Source organism: Parashewanella spongiae (assembly GCF_004358345.1).
Lineage (GTDB): Bacteria > Pseudomonadota > Gammaproteobacteria > Enterobacterales > Shewanellaceae > Parashewanella > Parashewanella spongiae.
The window spans coordinates 2689367-2706529 of record NZ_CP037952.1 but is presented as its reverse complement, the minus strand read 5'-3'; the positions used below and the strand labels follow the sequence as shown (position 1 = coordinate 2706529).

Sequence of the window (17163 nt, the reverse complement as noted above, 5' to 3'; positions counted from 1 at the left end):
CAACTAGCCTATTCATAATTTACAATAATTGTCTATTTTTGATATGGATATACTTCAATGAAGTGGTTAGCCTTAGGTGCATTTGTCGTTTTGTCTATTGGTTGCACAACAACAAATACTGTTAATGTTATCGTTAATGATGATTCTATAATTAAATACAGAGATAAACCTGAAAACCAAGATCGTTTCTCGAATTTGTATCCCGGTGAAAAAAAATATTCACAAACATGTACTGAAAACTGCTACCTCCCTAATAAATTGATTAAATGTGATACTCCTGCTGAAAACTGTACTTTTATGGGGCAGCAATCTTTACCTGAACTAGGAACTGGGTTTTCTGTTCGCTGGATTGGACATGCAAGTTTTTACGTTAATACACAAGATGGTACGAGTTTTTTATTTGATCCAGTGAGTAAGCAGTTTGATTGGCCAGTCGACCTTGCTTTTAAATTAAATGGAGGTTTCTATCGAAATGAACCAAAATGGCTTACTGGCAGGCAAGTAAAAAATGTTGATGCTGTGTTGTACTCACATATTCATTATGATCATTTCAATAAAAGCGATATTGATAAACTCGGCAATGAAATTGAATATTTCACCCCATTAAAATTTGCTTCACATTTTCCTAATGACGGTTACAAAATAAATGAAATGGCATGGTTTGCTTCGAGTCGACTTGGTAACACTGATATTCACTTTGTACCAGCAAACCATTTTAGTAATCGGATCCTCGTTCCTTTCATATATGAAGATAACAGCAAAACACTTTGGGGAGGTTGGATATTAGAAAGTAATCACAAGAAACTTTTTTTTGCAGGAGATACTGGATATTCAAGTCATTTCAAAGACATATATAAAAAGTATGGTGATATTGATGTCTGTTTATTGCCTATAGCTTCATATTTCAGTGAACAAAACCCAAAATGGTATCGATATGTTCATATGACGCCAGAAGATGCTTTAACTGCTGCCCAAGATTTACACTGCAAAGTTATCATTCCTTGGGGGTTTGGAAATAATTCATGGAAGATGGGAGACCGCTCAACTCATTCGCCATTGCTTAGATTTCTTAAAATGCATAAACAAATGAAAATAAGCATCCCTATATTCATCCTTAATGAAGGTGAAGAACAAACTTTTTAAATATTAACTGATATTTAAATACAATTTGTGAAATTCAGTATCACTCATTAAGTTGAAATTTATTAGAATTTTTGCTCCATCAAAAAAGTTTTTAATTACTTGATATTAGAGCAAAATAGCACTAGTTTTAATTAATATTATAATCACTTAGGGATGAGTATGAAACGGTTAAAAGAAGCACAAGAACATTTACAGTCAGAGATTGAAAAATACAATAAAAAAGTGGAAACGAAAACCATCTCTGTAGACGATAATAACGAGGATAAATTAACTTCACTACTTAATTTAATTACACTTAAAGAATCTAAAGAGCATCGGCAAAAAGGAAAAAACTCAAAAGACCATACAAAATTAAAATCTGCAATTGCAGACGTTTTATTATTACTTGATGGTTTCGATCTAAAAGAAAAAAAATTAGCAAATGCACAAAGTCTTGAAACTTCCCCTGAATAATAATTTTATTAGATTTTTCTAGCACTTACTTAAAACTGACCTATATTTTTATGAATTACACAGATGAGCTTAGAATTCAATTCTATGCAAATATCAGATAAGCCACATTTCGTGGCTTTTTTATTTGATCTAATACCAATTACAGAAATTAAATGCTCAACTCAACTCAATTTTATTGAACACTGTACTCTTAATACAATGCCTATGTTAGAAAGAGTATAAAATTTGCCATTACTCTTACTCGTTTATTCCATCGGTTAATAAAGTATCGATTACTTGTTCGAGTGAATCTAGTTGATACTTTTTTTGATATTCGGTTAAACGCGCTTTTAATGCTTTAGTCACAATAATATGCGACTTTTGCTCCCGTTTTTTATATTGAGAAAGTTTTTGTCTGAATTCTCGCCAACCAAAATCTGTAAAATGTTTGTTTATTGAAATGTTAAAATATGAAATTTCACTAGTATTTGAAATTTTTGACAAGGATCCTAGAAGAATTGTTAGTTCGGTAAACTCAGCATTTGTGCAATTTATGATATTTTTAGCATATAGATCATTATAACAACCCTTTTTATCAAAAATTTTTAACAAGTACCTTCGATAAAATATTACCTCATCATGTGAAAGTAGCAGTAATCTTCTTCCTGCACTAGGTGGTTTATTATGATACTTCCAAAAATCAGACACTTTAAACCTCAATAAGATGGTTAGCCACTTTATTATTGTATAAAAAATTGAGTATAAAGTCTCGTAGATTAACTAAAATTGCATATACATTATGCTTAATAAATGGTCGAAAATATAAAACCTATTTCTACCAGTGATAATCACAGTTATCACTGGTAGAATATAAAAATATTCCGGATCAATTTGGATCAAAACCTGTGCATAAAAGATCAATTAACTCGTTAATTCAAAAATCTGATACTGATTGGCATGAAGAAAGTTATTTTCCACAATCAGTTACTGATGATCTGAATTCAGCCGTTCAGGAAACTAAACATCAAATATCCATAAATACTCAAAGAAGCTATAAATCAAGCTTCAATATTTTTCATGAATATTGCGAACAACATGGTTTGTCTGTTATTCCTGCAGATCCAAGATCGATTATGGCTTTTATTGGTTTTCAAAAATCACAAATAAATATGACCGGACACCACTTTTCTTTACCTACAATTAATTCTCGTTTAGCTGCAATTAGGTTTTATCACCAACAAGCTGGATTTGTCTCTCCTACAGAGCACCCTGATGTTCTGAAAATTTTGCGAGGGCTTAGTAGAAATCAGTACAGAAATACGGTTCAATATCACCAACAACCGATTATGTACGACGAGTTAGAATTGTTAATAAATATGATCGAACAAAACGAAAACGAGTTAATTAGACTAAGAGATAAGGCACTTATTTTATTAGGCTTTCAAGGTGGATTCAGACGTTCTGAACTTTCCAAGATCCAGGTTGAACACATTAGTTTTTTACCTAAAAAGATGAAAGTAAGATTGCCCTATTCTAAAGCCAATCAACAAGGAAAAAATGAATGGAAACTACTTCCAACATCAGAAAATTTTTCTGCTTACACGAGTATAAAAAATTGGTTAACAGTTGCGGGCATAACATCTGGTCATGTTTTTCGTTCAATATCTAGAGATGGAAAATCTATAAGACCGTACTTCGTTGCATCAGATCATAGCAATACATCTAATCTAAAAGATCAGACAAATTCCGGGTTTATTAATGGCGATGACATTTATCGGATCATAAAAAAATATTGCAATAAAGCTGGACTCGATCCAGAGTTTTATGGAGCTCACAGTTTGAGAAGCGGTTGTGTAACTCAATTACACGAAAATGATAAAGACTATCTCTATATTATGAGTCGAACAGGACATGCTGATCCACGATCACTTAAAAATTATTTAAAGCCAAAGGATTAATGGTTTAAGTAAAATTAATCGATAATCCTATAATTCAAACTAGACTTGTATCGAAGCTGCATAGAATGCTAATGATTTCTCAGATATCTTTGAATTTGTTGAATCAAGCATCATAATCATTGTGTTTTCAATTTATGGTGAGCGTTATGAATTTTTCTCTCTTAAAGTTCGGTTTTATATTTTTTATATTTTCATTTCAAACTTTATCATTAGCGCAAGACCTTAATAAAATTGTAGAACCACTGATACCTGTTGAGTCACAAGTTGGAGTGAGTGTTTGGAATTTATTAGATAATACGCCTGTAATTAATATTAACTCTAAACAATTAATGCTTCCAGCAAGCACACAAAAACTGTTTATTGCAGTTACCGCTGTAAAACATTTTGGTACGGACTATCAATTTGACACTACTCTAGAAACAAACTCTGAAATCAAAAATGGTAAAATTAAAGGCGATGTAACTTTAAGGTTCAGTGGAGATCCTAGTTTTACATCTGAAGAGTTAGAAGACCTTTTCTATCAATTGCTCGATAGAGGAATTAATAGTATAGAAGGAAATATTAAATTAGAAGCACCTATGACGCGGGTGAAACATGCTCCTGGGTGGGCATGGGATGATTTATCAATTTGTTATGCTGCTCCAGTTTCAGGTTTTATTATTAATGAGAATTGCGTATTAGCAAAATTAAGTCATGATAAATCCAATAAAGGAGTTATTACTTTTCCTGAGTATTCACCATTGGAAATAATAAGTGATATTTATTACGACCCAAAAAAGCTTCAACCAGATTGCAGAATGGAAATTGAAAGTGTTAGTGTTAATAAATACAGAATAACAGGTTGTTTTTACAGTAAAAAAACTAAAAGATTGGAATTTGCAATTGAAGATCCACAATTATTTGTCAAAGATTATGTTCATAAAATACTGCAAACTTCTGGAATACGCCTTGAGGGAAAGGTTATTCAAGGCAATACTCATTTACTAAAAACAACACCGCACTTACCAACAATATTAGCATTGCATAAGTCCCCAAAACTTCAAAACTTACTTGATAAAATGATTTTAGAGTCAGACAATTTAATTGCAGATAGCTTAACTAAAAAATTAGGCCAAGACGTTTTCAATGCTCGTGGTGACTTTAATAATGGTACAACGGCAATAAAGAAAGTTTTTAATCAACTTGGAGGAGATCTATTTTCTGCAAAACTAGCAGATGGCTCTGGATTATCAAGATACAATTTAGTGAATGCTGAGCAAATAATGCAATCATTGAAACTTATCTATCAGAATCCAGAAACCCAAAGTTTACTAGGCTCATTCCCAATTGCGGGCAAAAGTGGAACACTTGAGTTTAAATATCCATTTAACCATGATCCATATAGATCTGTAGTAAAGGCAAAGACAGGAAGTATGCAAGGGGTTCAAGGTCTTGCTGGATATATTTTATTACCACATAAACCACCCCTTGCATTTGTGATTATCGAAAATGGACTAAGTCCTTTAGTAAAAACAAACAGTAAATCTTCATTTAGCGCCCAATTTCTAAAAGCAGTAATTCAACACATAAAAGAGCAGACAGAAAAAACAAATATTAAAAAATCTCTTTAGGCATAGCCATAATTGAATCATCGCATGATTTAAGTCGATTAAGATGTAGGCCTACATTTGGCATCAGTTGATCAAAAAAGAAGTCACATAAATATTGTTTACTTTCAAATAAATGATGTTTTGATTGATGTGACTTCTCAACCATCAGTAACCAAAAATATCCATATATATTGTAGCCAAATGCGTCAAGGTAATTGACAGCACAAGAATTCAGTAATGATGGATTTACTTTATGGTTAATGGTGCTTGCAAAATTAATCAATTTTTGAAAATTTGCCTTCACTAAATCACACTTTTTTTGATTCACAAATTTAAAATTTGCCAAATTAAAATTGATATCTTCTACAAATTGTTGCAATACAACTTGCTTATCTAGCACAACTTTTCGAGATAAAAAATCGATAGCTTGAATGCCGTTCGTACCTTCATAAATCTGTGCAATCCGAGTGTCTCTGACTATTTGCTCTATTCCAGATTCTCTTATATACCCATGTCCACCAAATACTTGTTGAGCCATAACTGCACATTCTAAACCTCGGTCAGTGAAAAATGATTTGGTTACTGGTGTTAATAGTTGAGAAAAATTAGCTATTTTTTGTTGACTATCACCGCCATATTTCGCTAAATCAAGTTGCATGCCTGTGTAAACAGAAAGCGCTCTGCCTGCTTCAGTTAACGCTCTGATTGTTAATAACATTCGCCTAACATCACCATGATCTATGATATTACAAGGTAATTTTAATTTAGGTTCTGTCCCTTGGATTCTATCTTTTGCGTAATTAACTGCTAATTGATAAGCTGCTTCTGAATTAGCTAAGCCTTGTATACCAATTGCAAGACGCTCGTAATTCATCATAGTGAACATGCAAGATAAACCTTTTCCTTGCTCACCAATAAGGTGTCCCAATGACTCATCATAATTCATTACACAAGTAGCTGAGCCATTCAGGCCCATTTTATGCTCAATAGAACTTGCTGATACATGATTAAAATTATTGTCTTCTAAAAACTTTGGAACCAAAAATAAGGAAATACGTGAATCGTTTTGCACTTTGGCAAGCACTAAATGAATAATATTACTTGTTAAATCGTGATCCCCTGCTGTAATAAAAATCTTGGTACCCGTTATCTTGTATTGATCATCACTTACCTGAACAGCCTTCGTTCTAATATTATTAAGATCTGATCCTGCATGAGCTTCGGTCATAGCCATCGCTGCAGACCATTCGCCACTATATAGCTTGGGTAAATAAGTTTTCTTAAGGTTTTCTGAAGCATGTGAATCAATACATAAAGCTGCTCCAGCGGTAAGCGAGCTATATAAAGTAAATGCATTAGATGCGCTATAATTCATTTCATCGACAAGAACACCTAACATTTTAGGCATTCCAGTACCTTCGAAATCTGGGTTTCCACATAATCCCCCCCACCCTGCTTCGCTGAATGATTGATAACACTCTGTAAAACCATCGGGAGTTTTAACATTTCCAAAAGAGAAAGTGACACCTTGTTCATCTGCATTTCGGTTTAGAGGAAATATTACATCTGAACTAAATTTTGAAGCTTCATCGAGGATCGTAAATGCAATATCTATGTCCAGATTTTCATTAACATAGGGGAAATTAGGCCACACGTTATCAGCATGGAATACATTTTTTAACAGAAACTTCATGTCAGACAACGGAGCAGAATAATTCATCGGAGAAGCTCAAAAATTTAAACAGTTGTTTCAATTTATGCGAACTTTATGTTTTAAACAAGTAATAATTAGTTTACTGCGTAAAATTGACGCATTAATTTGTAAAATCAATGAAAAATGAATCACCCAGTACAGTTTAACGTTATCGACTCTCATGCTAAGGCACGAAACGAAGTAACGACAGTTTTGTATGTCGGTAATAACTATGTTTTCACCAATTTCGTTTGTTCTTTGTGCGCATACATAGCTCTGAGTTGAGCATTTAATTACTGTAATTGGTATTAGTTCGCCCTCAGGAACGAGGAATTAAACTCTAAATGATTAATTAAAATACTAGGGTCTGTTGATCTTTAAGGATTAAATATTGTGCTATTTGGGCGTTTATCTGTTTAAGGCGTGAGCAGTGAATGCTCCTGTCTCTTGATCAGATCTCAAAGCATCTCACCATCAGCTAACATTTCTTTCGCTACTCGGTATCCCACAACATAAGATTGAAGCGTATCCCAACCTTCCCATATCGTTTCCCAGCCAGCAATTCCTGTTCGCTTGGTATCGGTAAACCCACCCAACTTAGCTAATGATTGATAAACCCATATCAAACTCGGTACATCTTTTCCATTCCAACCTCTCGGCTTTTTCACCTTCATTAATAGCTTCCATTCATCTTCATCGAATACGGTTTCACAACTCTGATTTTCAAGTTCATTCGCCGCTTCGGCTAACCCTTTTTTTCGTAAGTAATAGGGGATGGTTATTGCTTCTCTTAGCTGCAATAACCGTACGCCAATAAATGCACAAATTGAGACGGCTCTTTCTAAATTACTCGGCTCCGCCATTCTTTGTCGTTCTGCACCTGCCCCAGTTTTCCAAGCTTTATGGAAGTCTTCCACTCTCCATCTTGCCGTATAAATATCAATGATATGTAAAGCTTCTGATAAGGTTTCTATTGGCTCTGTTGTCAGCAGCACCCAACGTAAAGGCTCCACGTCTTTCTTTGAGGTTATCTCTTGAGTATAAACCACATTAATTGGCTGCATTTCATCTTTTGACTTCAGAGTAACCGTTGCGACTTTTACCGTTAATTTGGCTTTTCGGGCCTTTCTGTTAACAGGTTTGCCTTTACTGTCTTTCATTCCTTTTTGTGGAATATCAATTGTGTATGCACCTAGCTCTGGTTGCGATTCTAGGTATTCAAACAACGGTAGCTCTGATTCAAGGATTTTTCTATTGTGCTTGGCTCGCACAACAAATCGCTCATTATGTGCTTGTTTGTCTTGTAGGTAGCTTTGAATATCCGCTTCTCTATCGCAAACCGAAATCACCCGTGACATGGTGTCACCTAAACGTTGACGGCAAAAATGTGAAGCATCAGCCCATTTACCACTTTCCTTTTCATCTGCATCTTCAGGATTATCATGACGACGCCACCAGTCTTGATGAATCAACCCAATCGTTTTAGTGGTAAATCCATCTAATAAAAGTGTTGAGTGAACCCACCATCCACGGGCTTTATCTTTTACACGGCCTAACTTCCCTAATTCGGAGGCGACTTGGTGTTTATAGCTGAGTGAAGTGGTGTCATCTATCGCTAAGATTTCTAAGTATGATTGAGCTTGCTCGGCAGTGTGATCAAACCCAGAACAGCGGATTACTTCTGGTGCAACAGAATTATTACGCATCAATCTATATGCTTCCTCTTGCTTTGCTTCATTCCCTTGGCATGATAGAGCGATTGACTTGCCACTACAACGAGCCATATCGGATACGGTTCTACCAGACGTTTTGTTCTTCTAGAATCGCCAGTATTGGCTTTTTGAAAATGATTTTTTGACTATTGTTCAGGGTTAAAAATTGACATGTTTTTACTGCTTGACTTGGAGTATTTCCAGATCAGATCAACGATATTCAAATAAGTTCAATTAAGTTAAGATTTGTGTAGAAGAGTCAGGTGAATGCTCAAAAGCATCGAAGACAGCGTAAATTGGTCATTTCTGCTGCGTTATCGTTTTCTTATTTGGAATAACCAAACCTCACAAACTGTGCCTTACATAAAATAACCAATTTATCGCTGCAAAAACAATCACGAAAGATCAACAGCCCCTAGGGTAACGAGTTACAAATGCAGCATTTCTTTAATAAAAGGAATCGTCAGTTTACGCTGATGAACAAGGGATGCTTTGTCTAATTTATCCAGAACATCAAATAGAGTTCTTAAATCTCGCTGGAGTCGGCTAAGTAAAAAGCGGCCAACATCTTCAGGTAATTGTAAACCTCGCATGGCTGCGCGACGTTGAAGTGCTGCAAGCTTTTCATCATCAGCCATTGGTTGTAGCTGATAGTTCAATCTCCATTGCATACGTGAGACTAAATCTGGTAATAAAAATCCAGCTTCAGTGGCTGGTTTGCTGGCGCTGACAATTAGACTTGACGTTTGGGAGTCGGCTATTCTATTAAATAAATCAAAAACAGCTTCTTCCCATATTGGATTACCCGCTATTGCATCGATATCATCGATACAAATTAAATCAATTGACTCTAAACCTTCGAATAGTGCTGGAGATATACTTGGGAAAATAGCTAAAGGAATATAGAAATTAGTTCTTCCCAATTCTTTAGCATGTGCGCAAGATGCGTGTAATAAGTGTGTTCTACCTGATTTTATTGGACCCCAAAGATAAATAGATGAATTTTTATCGCCTTGTGCTTGCAACTGTAATTCTTGTATCAATTCATCATTACCCGTTGCAGGGTAATAACTATTAAAGGTTTCATCATCAGGTAAATAAACTGGTAATGAAAGTTGCAATGGTGAGCTTCTTGTCACTCAATTAGTCCCGACATAAAAAAATCATAAACATTGTAACATGCAGTACATTAAAAGCTATCGGCTCATTGCACTTGCCAGCGGTAATTAATCGAGTTATTGGCATTATTTGAATCAATAATAAATTGCGATTCAACAATATTCTTGTCCAACTTTAATGTGCGGTATAAGTCATCTTTTGTACCATAAAGTTTAATTCTGAATGTTACAGAACGATTGTTAATACCTGAAGTATAAAGTGACTGAATAATCGTAAATTCCTTAAGGTAATTCTCTAAAGAAATCAAACCTTTTAAATCTGATATTTCCTCAAAGGTGACGTGAACAATATCAGAATCATCGGCGGTGATAACGGCAAACTTTTTTGAATAATATTCGCTAAGAGAGTTAATCAATGCTTGCGAAAGTTCAGGTGATGTTTTGGCTTTACCAGATTTAATAATCTCAGCCTTATTGAAACCTTGTTCATCGATGTTATATAAATTAAGGCTATAACTGTACATTGAACCGGACTCTGAAATTGATACTAATGCAAAATATCCAGCATTGTATCTGGCTGATAATTCATAAAACCTATCAACAAAAAGCTCTTTAATGTCGGTTCCGCTGATAGATGTACTCTCCGTAAAATCCATTATAGGAAATAAAACTGGTACAGAATATTCGTTAGCTGCCACATTTATAGATTGAGAAAGCTCGTTTACTGTGGTCTCACTCATAATTTCAAAATCATTGCTATCATGGGCTAACACAGTCCATAAAAGCGTTGATGGTCGTTGTTTGCCCCAAACTGGGACTTTTGCGCTTCGTAAAAGAGCGAGTACTTTTTGTTCTTCAAAAACTACATTTAGCTTTAATTCACCATTGCGTTCTTCAAACGAAAATTGGTTCATTAAGTTTCTAGGTTTTTTTATCGAACTTTTGATTTGCTCATTGTTTAAGATAGAAAACGATCCAGAATTCTTAATAAAGACATGTTCCAATGCTTTTGCAATTCCGGAATTTGTATCTATTTTACTCTTAGACTTTACTGTAATACTTGCTTCATTAAGCTTTTGAACTAATACCGCTTTTGAATGGAAAGAGCTGAACAAAAAACAACAAAACAACAGTAAGATAAGTTTTTTAGTGTTAAGAGTCATAGATATATAATTGAAAAAATACAATGTAACGATAATTCTAACACAGTGATTCTCGCTGACTATCTATTTGTGTAATTGGTATAACCCTTTATCTCGGCTAAAATTTTTGCAATTGTGTGAAACACCAAAGACGAAATGCTCAGAGACAAAAAAGCCGCGACAACCACGGCTTAAAATTAATGAATTATCATTTAATCTTCACTGCGAAATTTATCAGCTGTTTCTTTGATTAAAGGCTGTAACTCACCTTTTTGGAACATATCTACCACGATGTCACAACCTCCAATCAACTCGCCTTCGACCCATAATTGTGGGAATGTTGGCCAATTAGCGAATTTAGGTAGCTCTGCTCTGATATCTGGATGTTGTAAAATATCGACAAAAGCAAATTGCTCGCCACAGTTAATCATTATTTGTGCAACTTGAGATGAAAAACCACAGCTCGGTAGTTTTGGTGAGCCTTTCATATAAACAATAATCGGGTTCTCTGATATCTGCTGCTTAATTTTTTCGATGGTTTCCATTGTATTTCCTAGTAACAAAAGGCTTAGCGTTGTGCATATTGTACGTCAGCTAGGAACAGAATAAAAAACCTATTATTAGTATGGGTTTGTAGCGAGTAGATTAATTTAAAGTCAACTGAATTTATTACACAAACAATGATTCACATCACGGAATTAATCAGTACAATACGTGTCGTGAGCAATATAAATCAAGTCAACGGAGATAATACTAATGGCTTTTGAATTACCAGCACTACCGTATGCGAAGAACGCACTAGAACCACACATTTCACAAGAAACAATTGAATATCATTATGGTAAGCATCACAACACATATGTTGTGAAATTAAATGGTCTTGTTGAAGGTACTGACCTTGCTAATAAATCACTTGAAGAAATTGTAAAAACTTCATCAGGTGGAATTTTTAATAATGCGGCTCAAATTTGGAACCACACCTTTTACTGGAACTGTTTAGCACCAAATGCAGGTGGTGAACCAACTGGCGCAATTGCTGATGCAATTAATGCAAGTTTTGGTTCTTTTGAGAACTTTAAAACTGAATTTACTAATTCAGCTATCAATAACTTTGGTAGTTCTTGGACTTGGTTAGTCAAGAAATCAGATGGTAGTCTAGCTATCGTAAACACTAGTAATGCTGCTACACCATTAACAGATGAATCAGTAACAACTTTGATGACAGTTGATTTGTGGGAACACGCTTATTACATCGATTATCGAAATGTTCGCCCTGACTATATGAACAATTTCTGGCAATTAGTTAACTGGAACTTCGTGAACCAGAATTTTGCGGGTTAATATTACTTAATCTATTAAAAAGGAGCCAATGGCTCCTTTTTGTTTGCCCAGCGAAGCTGGCAAACCCGACAGGCAGAAAGAAGCCTGTATCACCCAGACTGAGGGGAAGATAATCCGAATGGCAAGGGCGTTGTTGGCTAACGGCAAGGTCAGAAGGAAGCCATAGGAAGTTAGAGGTACACAGCGAAAGCGAACCTGATTCGGCATGATAGGGAGGTAAGCGTGCGAAATAGCGCAACGCCATATACTCAGTCAGCTCTATCATCCTAAATAAATCGGTTGGGAGCGTTCATATACACAGAAAAAATTACTGATAGCAAGGCATGAATAGCAGCAAGTAGTGGTTACCGACATATAAAACTGTCGTTACTTCGTTTCTACTTGCAAAATTTATAACGCAGCTAGCGGTGATTTTGGCAAGTATATGAATGTTCAGCACTCACCTGATGGGTGAATTAGGGTTGTTTAGTTTTGTATTTAACTTCAATAGATTAAAGCTAAATTGTGCGTTCAGCCGATTTATTTAGGATCATGTGCTTGAGGGTGGGATTTCTAACAGGGAGCGAGTGCAGTAACTGGGGAAGCCTGACACCTTATCTGGGATAGTCCAGAAGCTTTTATACAAGAGGAAACTCAAGGTAGAAGTTGGTGCGAGGTGGCCGATGAGCCCGTAGTAGTGAGTAAAATCCAGCCGATGAAAGCCAGTAATGGTGTGGAGGGCAAAACTGGATTGACCAATGACGTAGTTTATTGGCGACATCAACAGCCAAAAGCCAAAAGCCTTGATGTTGGCGAAGGGGTGAAGCTTAATTTAAGTTTGTGATGGACAGGATTTTTTTTCAAAGATACAGAAAATCACAAAAAGATGAGTGAGGCATTTCCGACTGGAGGCATTAGGAATAATGACTCTGGAGACCGAAGCCGTATACGGGAGTAATTCAGTCATATCAAAGTAAATTGCCAAGGGCTAGAAGGCTTTGAGGCTGAGTGAAATACACCGACTGATGAAAACAAGACACTGAACCCAAATAACGCACACAGAGAGGTCAATGAGAGTTTATTACAGCTTGTATGGTCGCTTACTTAACAAAGAATCACTGTACAACGGATTTAAGAAAGTGTGGAGAGCCAAAGGCACTGCTGGAATTGATGAGCAGAGCTTAGAGCAATTCGCCTCAAATCTGAGTAACGAACTTGATAAACTTCTTATCGAACTCAAGACCAAGCAATACCGACCTTCAGCCGTCAAACGGGTAGAAATCCCGAAAGATGATGGTGGAGTGAGAAAGCTTGGGACACCAACAGTTCGAGACCGAATCGTACAACAATGCCTAAACGATATACTAAGTCCGATATTTGAAGAGCAGTTCCATCCATCAAGCTATGGATATCGACCACACAGAAGCGGCCATGATGCCATAAACAAAGCCACGATGTTTATCCGTCAATATGACTTAAAACATGTGGTGGATATGGATTTATCCAAATGCTTTGACTTACTCGACCAAGAGCTAATCTTAACGAGCATAAGCAGAAGGGTAAAAGATGGCAGTATCTTAAGGTTGATAAAACAGTTCCTTGAAAGCGGTGTTATCGTAGGAGGCAACTGGCAAGCAACAGTAACAGGAAGTCCACAAGGTGGCGTTATCAGTCCACTGATAGCGAATATCTACCTTGATGCCTTTGACCAAGAGATGAAACGTAGAAATCATCGATTGGTCAGATACGCAGATGATATCCTGATATTATGTCACAGTCGCAAAGGTGCAGATAATGCACTGAAGCAAGCGACAAAGCTACTTGAAAAAGACTTAAAGCTGACAGTAAATCGGAGTAAAACTCACATAACTCATAGTGATGATGGGGTAAAGTTTCTCGGAGTAGAGATTGGCAGTAACTATACGACAATCCAAGCTAAGAAACTGAAAAGCTTCAAAGTGCAGCTTAAAGCGCTCACCAAACGCAACGGTGGTAAGCCATTACAACGGGTGATAAAAGAGTTAAACCCGAAACTAAGGGACGTGGCGGAAGAATGTATACCAATTTTATCGTCACTCCTGCGAACGCAGGAGTCCAGAGTCTTTGGTTAATTTGGGCACAAGTCGCTGGATACCTGCGTTCGCAGGTATGACAAATTAAGCGTTGAAATTTAAAGTGGTATTATTTGAACTGCGACATCCCTAAGAGGTTTTAGCCAATATTTTCGAATAGCGAATGCGAGCATAGAGTTCAAGAAGCTAGCCGCATGGTTAAGGCGACGACTGAGAGCATACAATTAAGACTGTGGAAAAAGCCAGGTAGGCTACACCGCAGACTTAAGCAACTTGGTTATAAGCCACCATTTAAGTTCATTCAAATGATGAAGTGGAAGAACGCAAGTAGTCCACTCTCTCATTATGCAATGCCGAATAAATGGTTTGCAGAGATGGGGCTATACAATCTTGAAGAAGTGCGAACGGGCTATGTGCTCAGTACAAAGTAATTGAATAAAATTAAGCAGGAGCCGTATACGAGCCCCGTACGTACGGTTCTGTGAGAGGGATGAGGCACTAACGCCTCACCCTACTCGATGTTTTTTTAAGGGAGTGCAGAAGGGATAATCCCTTTACCAACGATTCCTACTTGGAATTAAGTAGCTGTACATGTCTATAAAAAGTGTCTCTTTTAAATAACACCCAACCACTTGAGGTTGTTAAATAAATATGAACCTGAGCTTCTTGTCGAGCGTGATGTTATAACTGACATTGAGCACATCTATTAAAAACCCAAAATTAATGAATGGTTACTCATTTTTGCGTTGTAAAAATGTTCACATCGGTTAATTTTAAGTAGAACATAGATAAAAGGTGATTTCTTATTCACCCTTAACCGCATAATTATTCTGTGTGCGCAATGCCGGTTATAACTAATGAGTTTAGAGATAAGTTATTCGCTGGTTTTGTGGGCTTTAACATCGAGTTATCAAGTATTGAAAGTAAGCTTAAACTTGGTCAATATAGAAAAGCAGATGATCAAGTTGATGTTTATAATGCACTTACAAATTCACAAGTTTTATCAGCTCCGAGTTTGGTTAAATATATGAAAAAACCTATTGTAACAGGCAGCTAATAAGCGATTTAATCGGGAGTTAGCCAAACCCTATTTACCCATAACACCTTCTTGCATGCACTTGATAAAGTAACTTCAGGTAAAATCACCGCTAACAGCACAAAAAAACATATTATCTTGACGAAAAATGGTTAAATTAAGTAAGTTAACAAATGGTAATTTTCACTACAATAGCACTTGAGGTAAATTTATAGCACGAACTACTATAAATATTAATCATTAGGTCTAATTACTCACAAAAGAGCATGTCAAAAAATCATTATTTTAAACGAGTAAACATTAGAAATAGTATTGCAATGAATGGACTTGCTGGCTCGTTATGGGGCAAAAGCGAGTTGGTTTACCCAGACGATGAACGGTACAAACAAGCAAAAAATGACAAACTCTATTATAAATTATCAAACTTTATTATAGTCGCACACTAAGACAAGAAGCTACTCATTATTTCGTCAAGGCTGCATATACTATGAACTATTACCGACAATGAGAGAAGAGTGGGCACTTCCATTAATGGAAAACTTTTATCGATACCAAAAAATCACCGTGTTTACCGCAGTGTCTTTGGAATTATTTAATTCAAAAATATGAGGGGATCTCTAAGATTTATAATACAACTCCTCATATAGTTTCGAGCATCACTGTTAATTTATACCAATTAGAGAAATTAAACCGTTGGCAATAGTGTGCCGCCAGCCCAAATGAGAGTGACCTCCTTTATATTCATAGTAATCAACCTGATATCCTTGTAATTGCAGTACATCCCTAAATTGACGATTAGTACCGACCACCGCCAGTCCGAGATCATACAAGCCAACATCGAGATAAAACTGAATGGCTTTCTTTGCTGATAGCTTATAATTTGAAAGAAGCTTTCCTTCGAATTCAGGATAGATAGGCCAATTCCTGTTTTCATTTAGTGTGTAGTAAAAAGAGCCTGATTGCGAAAGCACCGAACCAATAAGGTTCGAATGGCGCAGGGCTGTATTGGCTGCGGTAAAACCCGCACGGCTAGGCCCTGATACCACAATATTTTTAGGATTTGATACTATATTGTAATTCTCTTTAAACCACGGCAGTAACTCAAGTGCGATGAAATCAGTCATCCGTTCGCTAATTAACTCCTTTGAACGATTCCCCTGATTAACTATAAACACTGCGATGGTAGGTCCTATTTTCTGTTCATAAATTAGGTTATCTAAAATTGTTGGTAAAGGCGTCCAACCATGCCAAATTGGATCTTGTTCAGCTCCCTTCGAGTAATTCTGTCCGTCAAGCTGAAAAACAAGATTGTGTGCAACGTTTTGATTATAGTCGGCTGGTAAGTAAATCTGAATCTCACGTTTTTCGTTCATAAATTTACTTTCTAGAGTAAACTTATGAATTGTGCCTTTTGGTACACCCCTTCTATATTGAACATGCACAGACAATGGAGCGTTTGGACCAATAACAGCACCGTCATAGATATGCTCCATGACTGTTTTTTCAAGGTCAGTTGAGCCTTGAACTTTTATTCGTTTAAATTCATTCACACCATACGCGAACCATGCGTCAAGTGGAATTGCCTGAAGGCAATAGTAAATGCCACTTTTGCCTATTTGCTTGAACCTTAGTCCATAGAAGTCTGGGCCTCCTGACTGCATAATATACTCTGTATCATCACTTCCTTTAGCAAAGTAAGTTACCGTCGCTTTATTTTCTTTATTTAATTCAAGAATGTGTTTTTCAGTAAGTGTATTATAAAAATCAAGTGCAGCATTATCGTTTATTTGCTGGTCAAGCCAAATTTTATAAAGTGTATTTGTGGGATATTCAGTTCTTGCAATCTGCTCATCTTCTTGTGTCACTGCGTTGACATTCGTTGCTTGTGTAAATGTAAAAATAAGCAATGATAGAAGTATTAACACCTTATTCATAAACTTTCCTTGTT

15 protein-coding genes and 1 pseudogene are annotated in these 17163 nt (G+C 36.1%); 9 read left to right on the top strand and 7 right to left on the bottom strand.

Going from position 1 to position 17163, the window contains the following annotated elements:
• Positions 1–57: 57 nt before the first annotated feature.
• Positions 58–1143 (top strand): MBL fold metallo-hydrolase, encoded by a 1086-nt coding sequence (locus E2I05_RS10545; RefSeq protein ID WP_121852408.1) that lies wholly within the window; start codon positions 58–60, stop codon positions 1141–1143.
• Between the two features lie 159 nt (positions 1144–1302).
• A complete protein-coding gene (locus E2I05_RS10540) occupies positions 1303–1596 on the top strand; it encodes a hypothetical protein (RefSeq protein ID WP_121852409.1) in 294 nt (97 codons plus the stop codon).
• Positions 1597–1833: 237 nt separating this feature from the next.
• Here E2I05_RS10540 and E2I05_RS10535 read toward each other — a convergent pair whose 3' ends face one another.
• Positions 1834–2283 carry a hypothetical protein gene (locus E2I05_RS10535; protein WP_121852410.1) on the bottom strand — a complete coding sequence of 150 codons (450 nt, stop codon included), beginning with the start codon at positions 2281–2283 and terminating at the stop codon, positions 1834–1836.
• Between the two features lie 197 nt (positions 2284–2480).
• Here E2I05_RS10535 and E2I05_RS10530 point away from each other — a divergent pair, with 197 nt between their 5' ends.
• Positions 2481–3533, top strand: a complete 1053-nt coding sequence (locus E2I05_RS10530; RefSeq protein WP_165905438.1) for a site-specific integrase — start codon at positions 2481–2483, stop codon at positions 3531–3533.
• 146 nt (positions 3534–3679) lie between these two features.
• A complete protein-coding gene (gene dacB / locus E2I05_RS10525; protein WP_165905439.1) occupies positions 3680–5143 on the top strand; it encodes a D-alanyl-D-alanine carboxypeptidase/D-alanyl-D-alanine endopeptidase in 1464 nt (487 codons plus the stop codon).
• Here the strand turns inward: dacB and E2I05_RS10520 are convergent.
• The 5 genes and pseudogenes from E2I05_RS10520 to E2I05_RS10500 all read right to left on the bottom strand — a co-directional run bounded on the left by E2I05_RS10520 (position 5127) and on the right by E2I05_RS10500 (position 11332).
• Positions 5127–6842 carry an acyl-CoA dehydrogenase family protein gene (locus E2I05_RS10520; protein ID WP_121852413.1) on the bottom strand — a complete coding sequence of 572 codons (1716 nt, stop codon included), beginning with the start codon at positions 6840–6842 and terminating at the stop codon, positions 5127–5129. The genes dacB and E2I05_RS10520 overlap by 17 nt on opposite strands.
• Before the next feature lie 431 nt (positions 6843–7273).
• A pseudogene (locus E2I05_RS10515) lies at positions 7274–8673 on the bottom strand (IS4 family transposase); the annotation flags it as partial.
• 282 nt (positions 8674–8955) lie between these two features.
• Positions 8956–9666, bottom strand: a complete 711-nt coding sequence (gene hda / locus E2I05_RS10510; protein WP_121852414.1) for a DnaA inactivator Hda — start codon at positions 9664–9666, stop codon at positions 8956–8958.
• 65 nt (positions 9667–9731) lie between these two features.
• The gene (locus tag E2I05_RS10505) at positions 9732–10808 is read right to left on the bottom strand and encodes a DUF2066 domain-containing protein (RefSeq protein ID WP_121852415.1); all 1077 of its coding nucleotides are present in this window, start codon (positions 10806–10808) and stop codon (positions 9732–9734) included.
• 191 nt (positions 10809–10999) lie between these two features.
• The gene (locus E2I05_RS10500; RefSeq protein WP_121852416.1) at positions 11000–11332 is read right to left on the bottom strand and encodes a Grx4 family monothiol glutaredoxin; all 333 of its coding nucleotides are present in this window, start codon (positions 11330–11332) and stop codon (positions 11000–11002) included.
• Between the two features lie 211 nt (positions 11333–11543).
• Between E2I05_RS10500 and sodB the strand changes: the two genes are divergently transcribed.
• The 5 genes from sodB (at position 11544) to E2I05_RS10475 (ending at position 15236) form a co-directional block, all read left to right on the top strand.
• Positions 11544–12128: a superoxide dismutase [Fe] gene (gene sodB, locus E2I05_RS10495; protein WP_121852417.1), complete on the top strand. Its 585-nt coding sequence runs from the start codon at positions 11544–11546 to the stop codon at positions 12126–12128.
• A 655-nt stretch (positions 12129–12783) separates the two neighbouring features.
• A complete protein-coding gene (locus E2I05_RS22030) occupies positions 12784–12951 on the top strand; it encodes a hypothetical protein (protein WP_170179620.1) in 168 nt (55 codons plus the stop codon).
• Between the two features lie 226 nt (positions 12952–13177).
• Entirely contained in the window at positions 13178–14218 is a 1041-nt protein-coding gene (gene ltrA / locus E2I05_RS10485) for a group II intron reverse transcriptase/maturase (protein ID WP_133309630.1), read from the top strand.
• Positions 14219–14335: 117 nt separating this feature from the next.
• Positions 14336–14407 carry a hypothetical protein gene (locus E2I05_RS22525; RefSeq protein ID WP_341538254.1) on the top strand — a complete coding sequence of 24 codons (72 nt, stop codon included), beginning with the start codon at positions 14336–14338 and terminating at the stop codon, positions 14405–14407.
• Between the two features lie 613 nt (positions 14408–15020).
• A complete protein-coding gene (locus E2I05_RS10475; protein ID WP_121854712.1) occupies positions 15021–15236 on the top strand; it encodes a hypothetical protein in 216 nt (71 codons plus the stop codon).
• A 641-nt stretch (positions 15237–15877) separates the two neighbouring features.
• Here E2I05_RS10475 and E2I05_RS10470 read toward each other — a convergent pair.
• Positions 15878–17149 (bottom strand): alpha/beta hydrolase, encoded by a 1272-nt coding sequence (locus tag E2I05_RS10470; RefSeq protein WP_121854710.1) that lies wholly within the window; start codon positions 17147–17149, stop codon positions 15878–15880.
• Positions 17150–17163 lie beyond the last annotated feature (14 nt).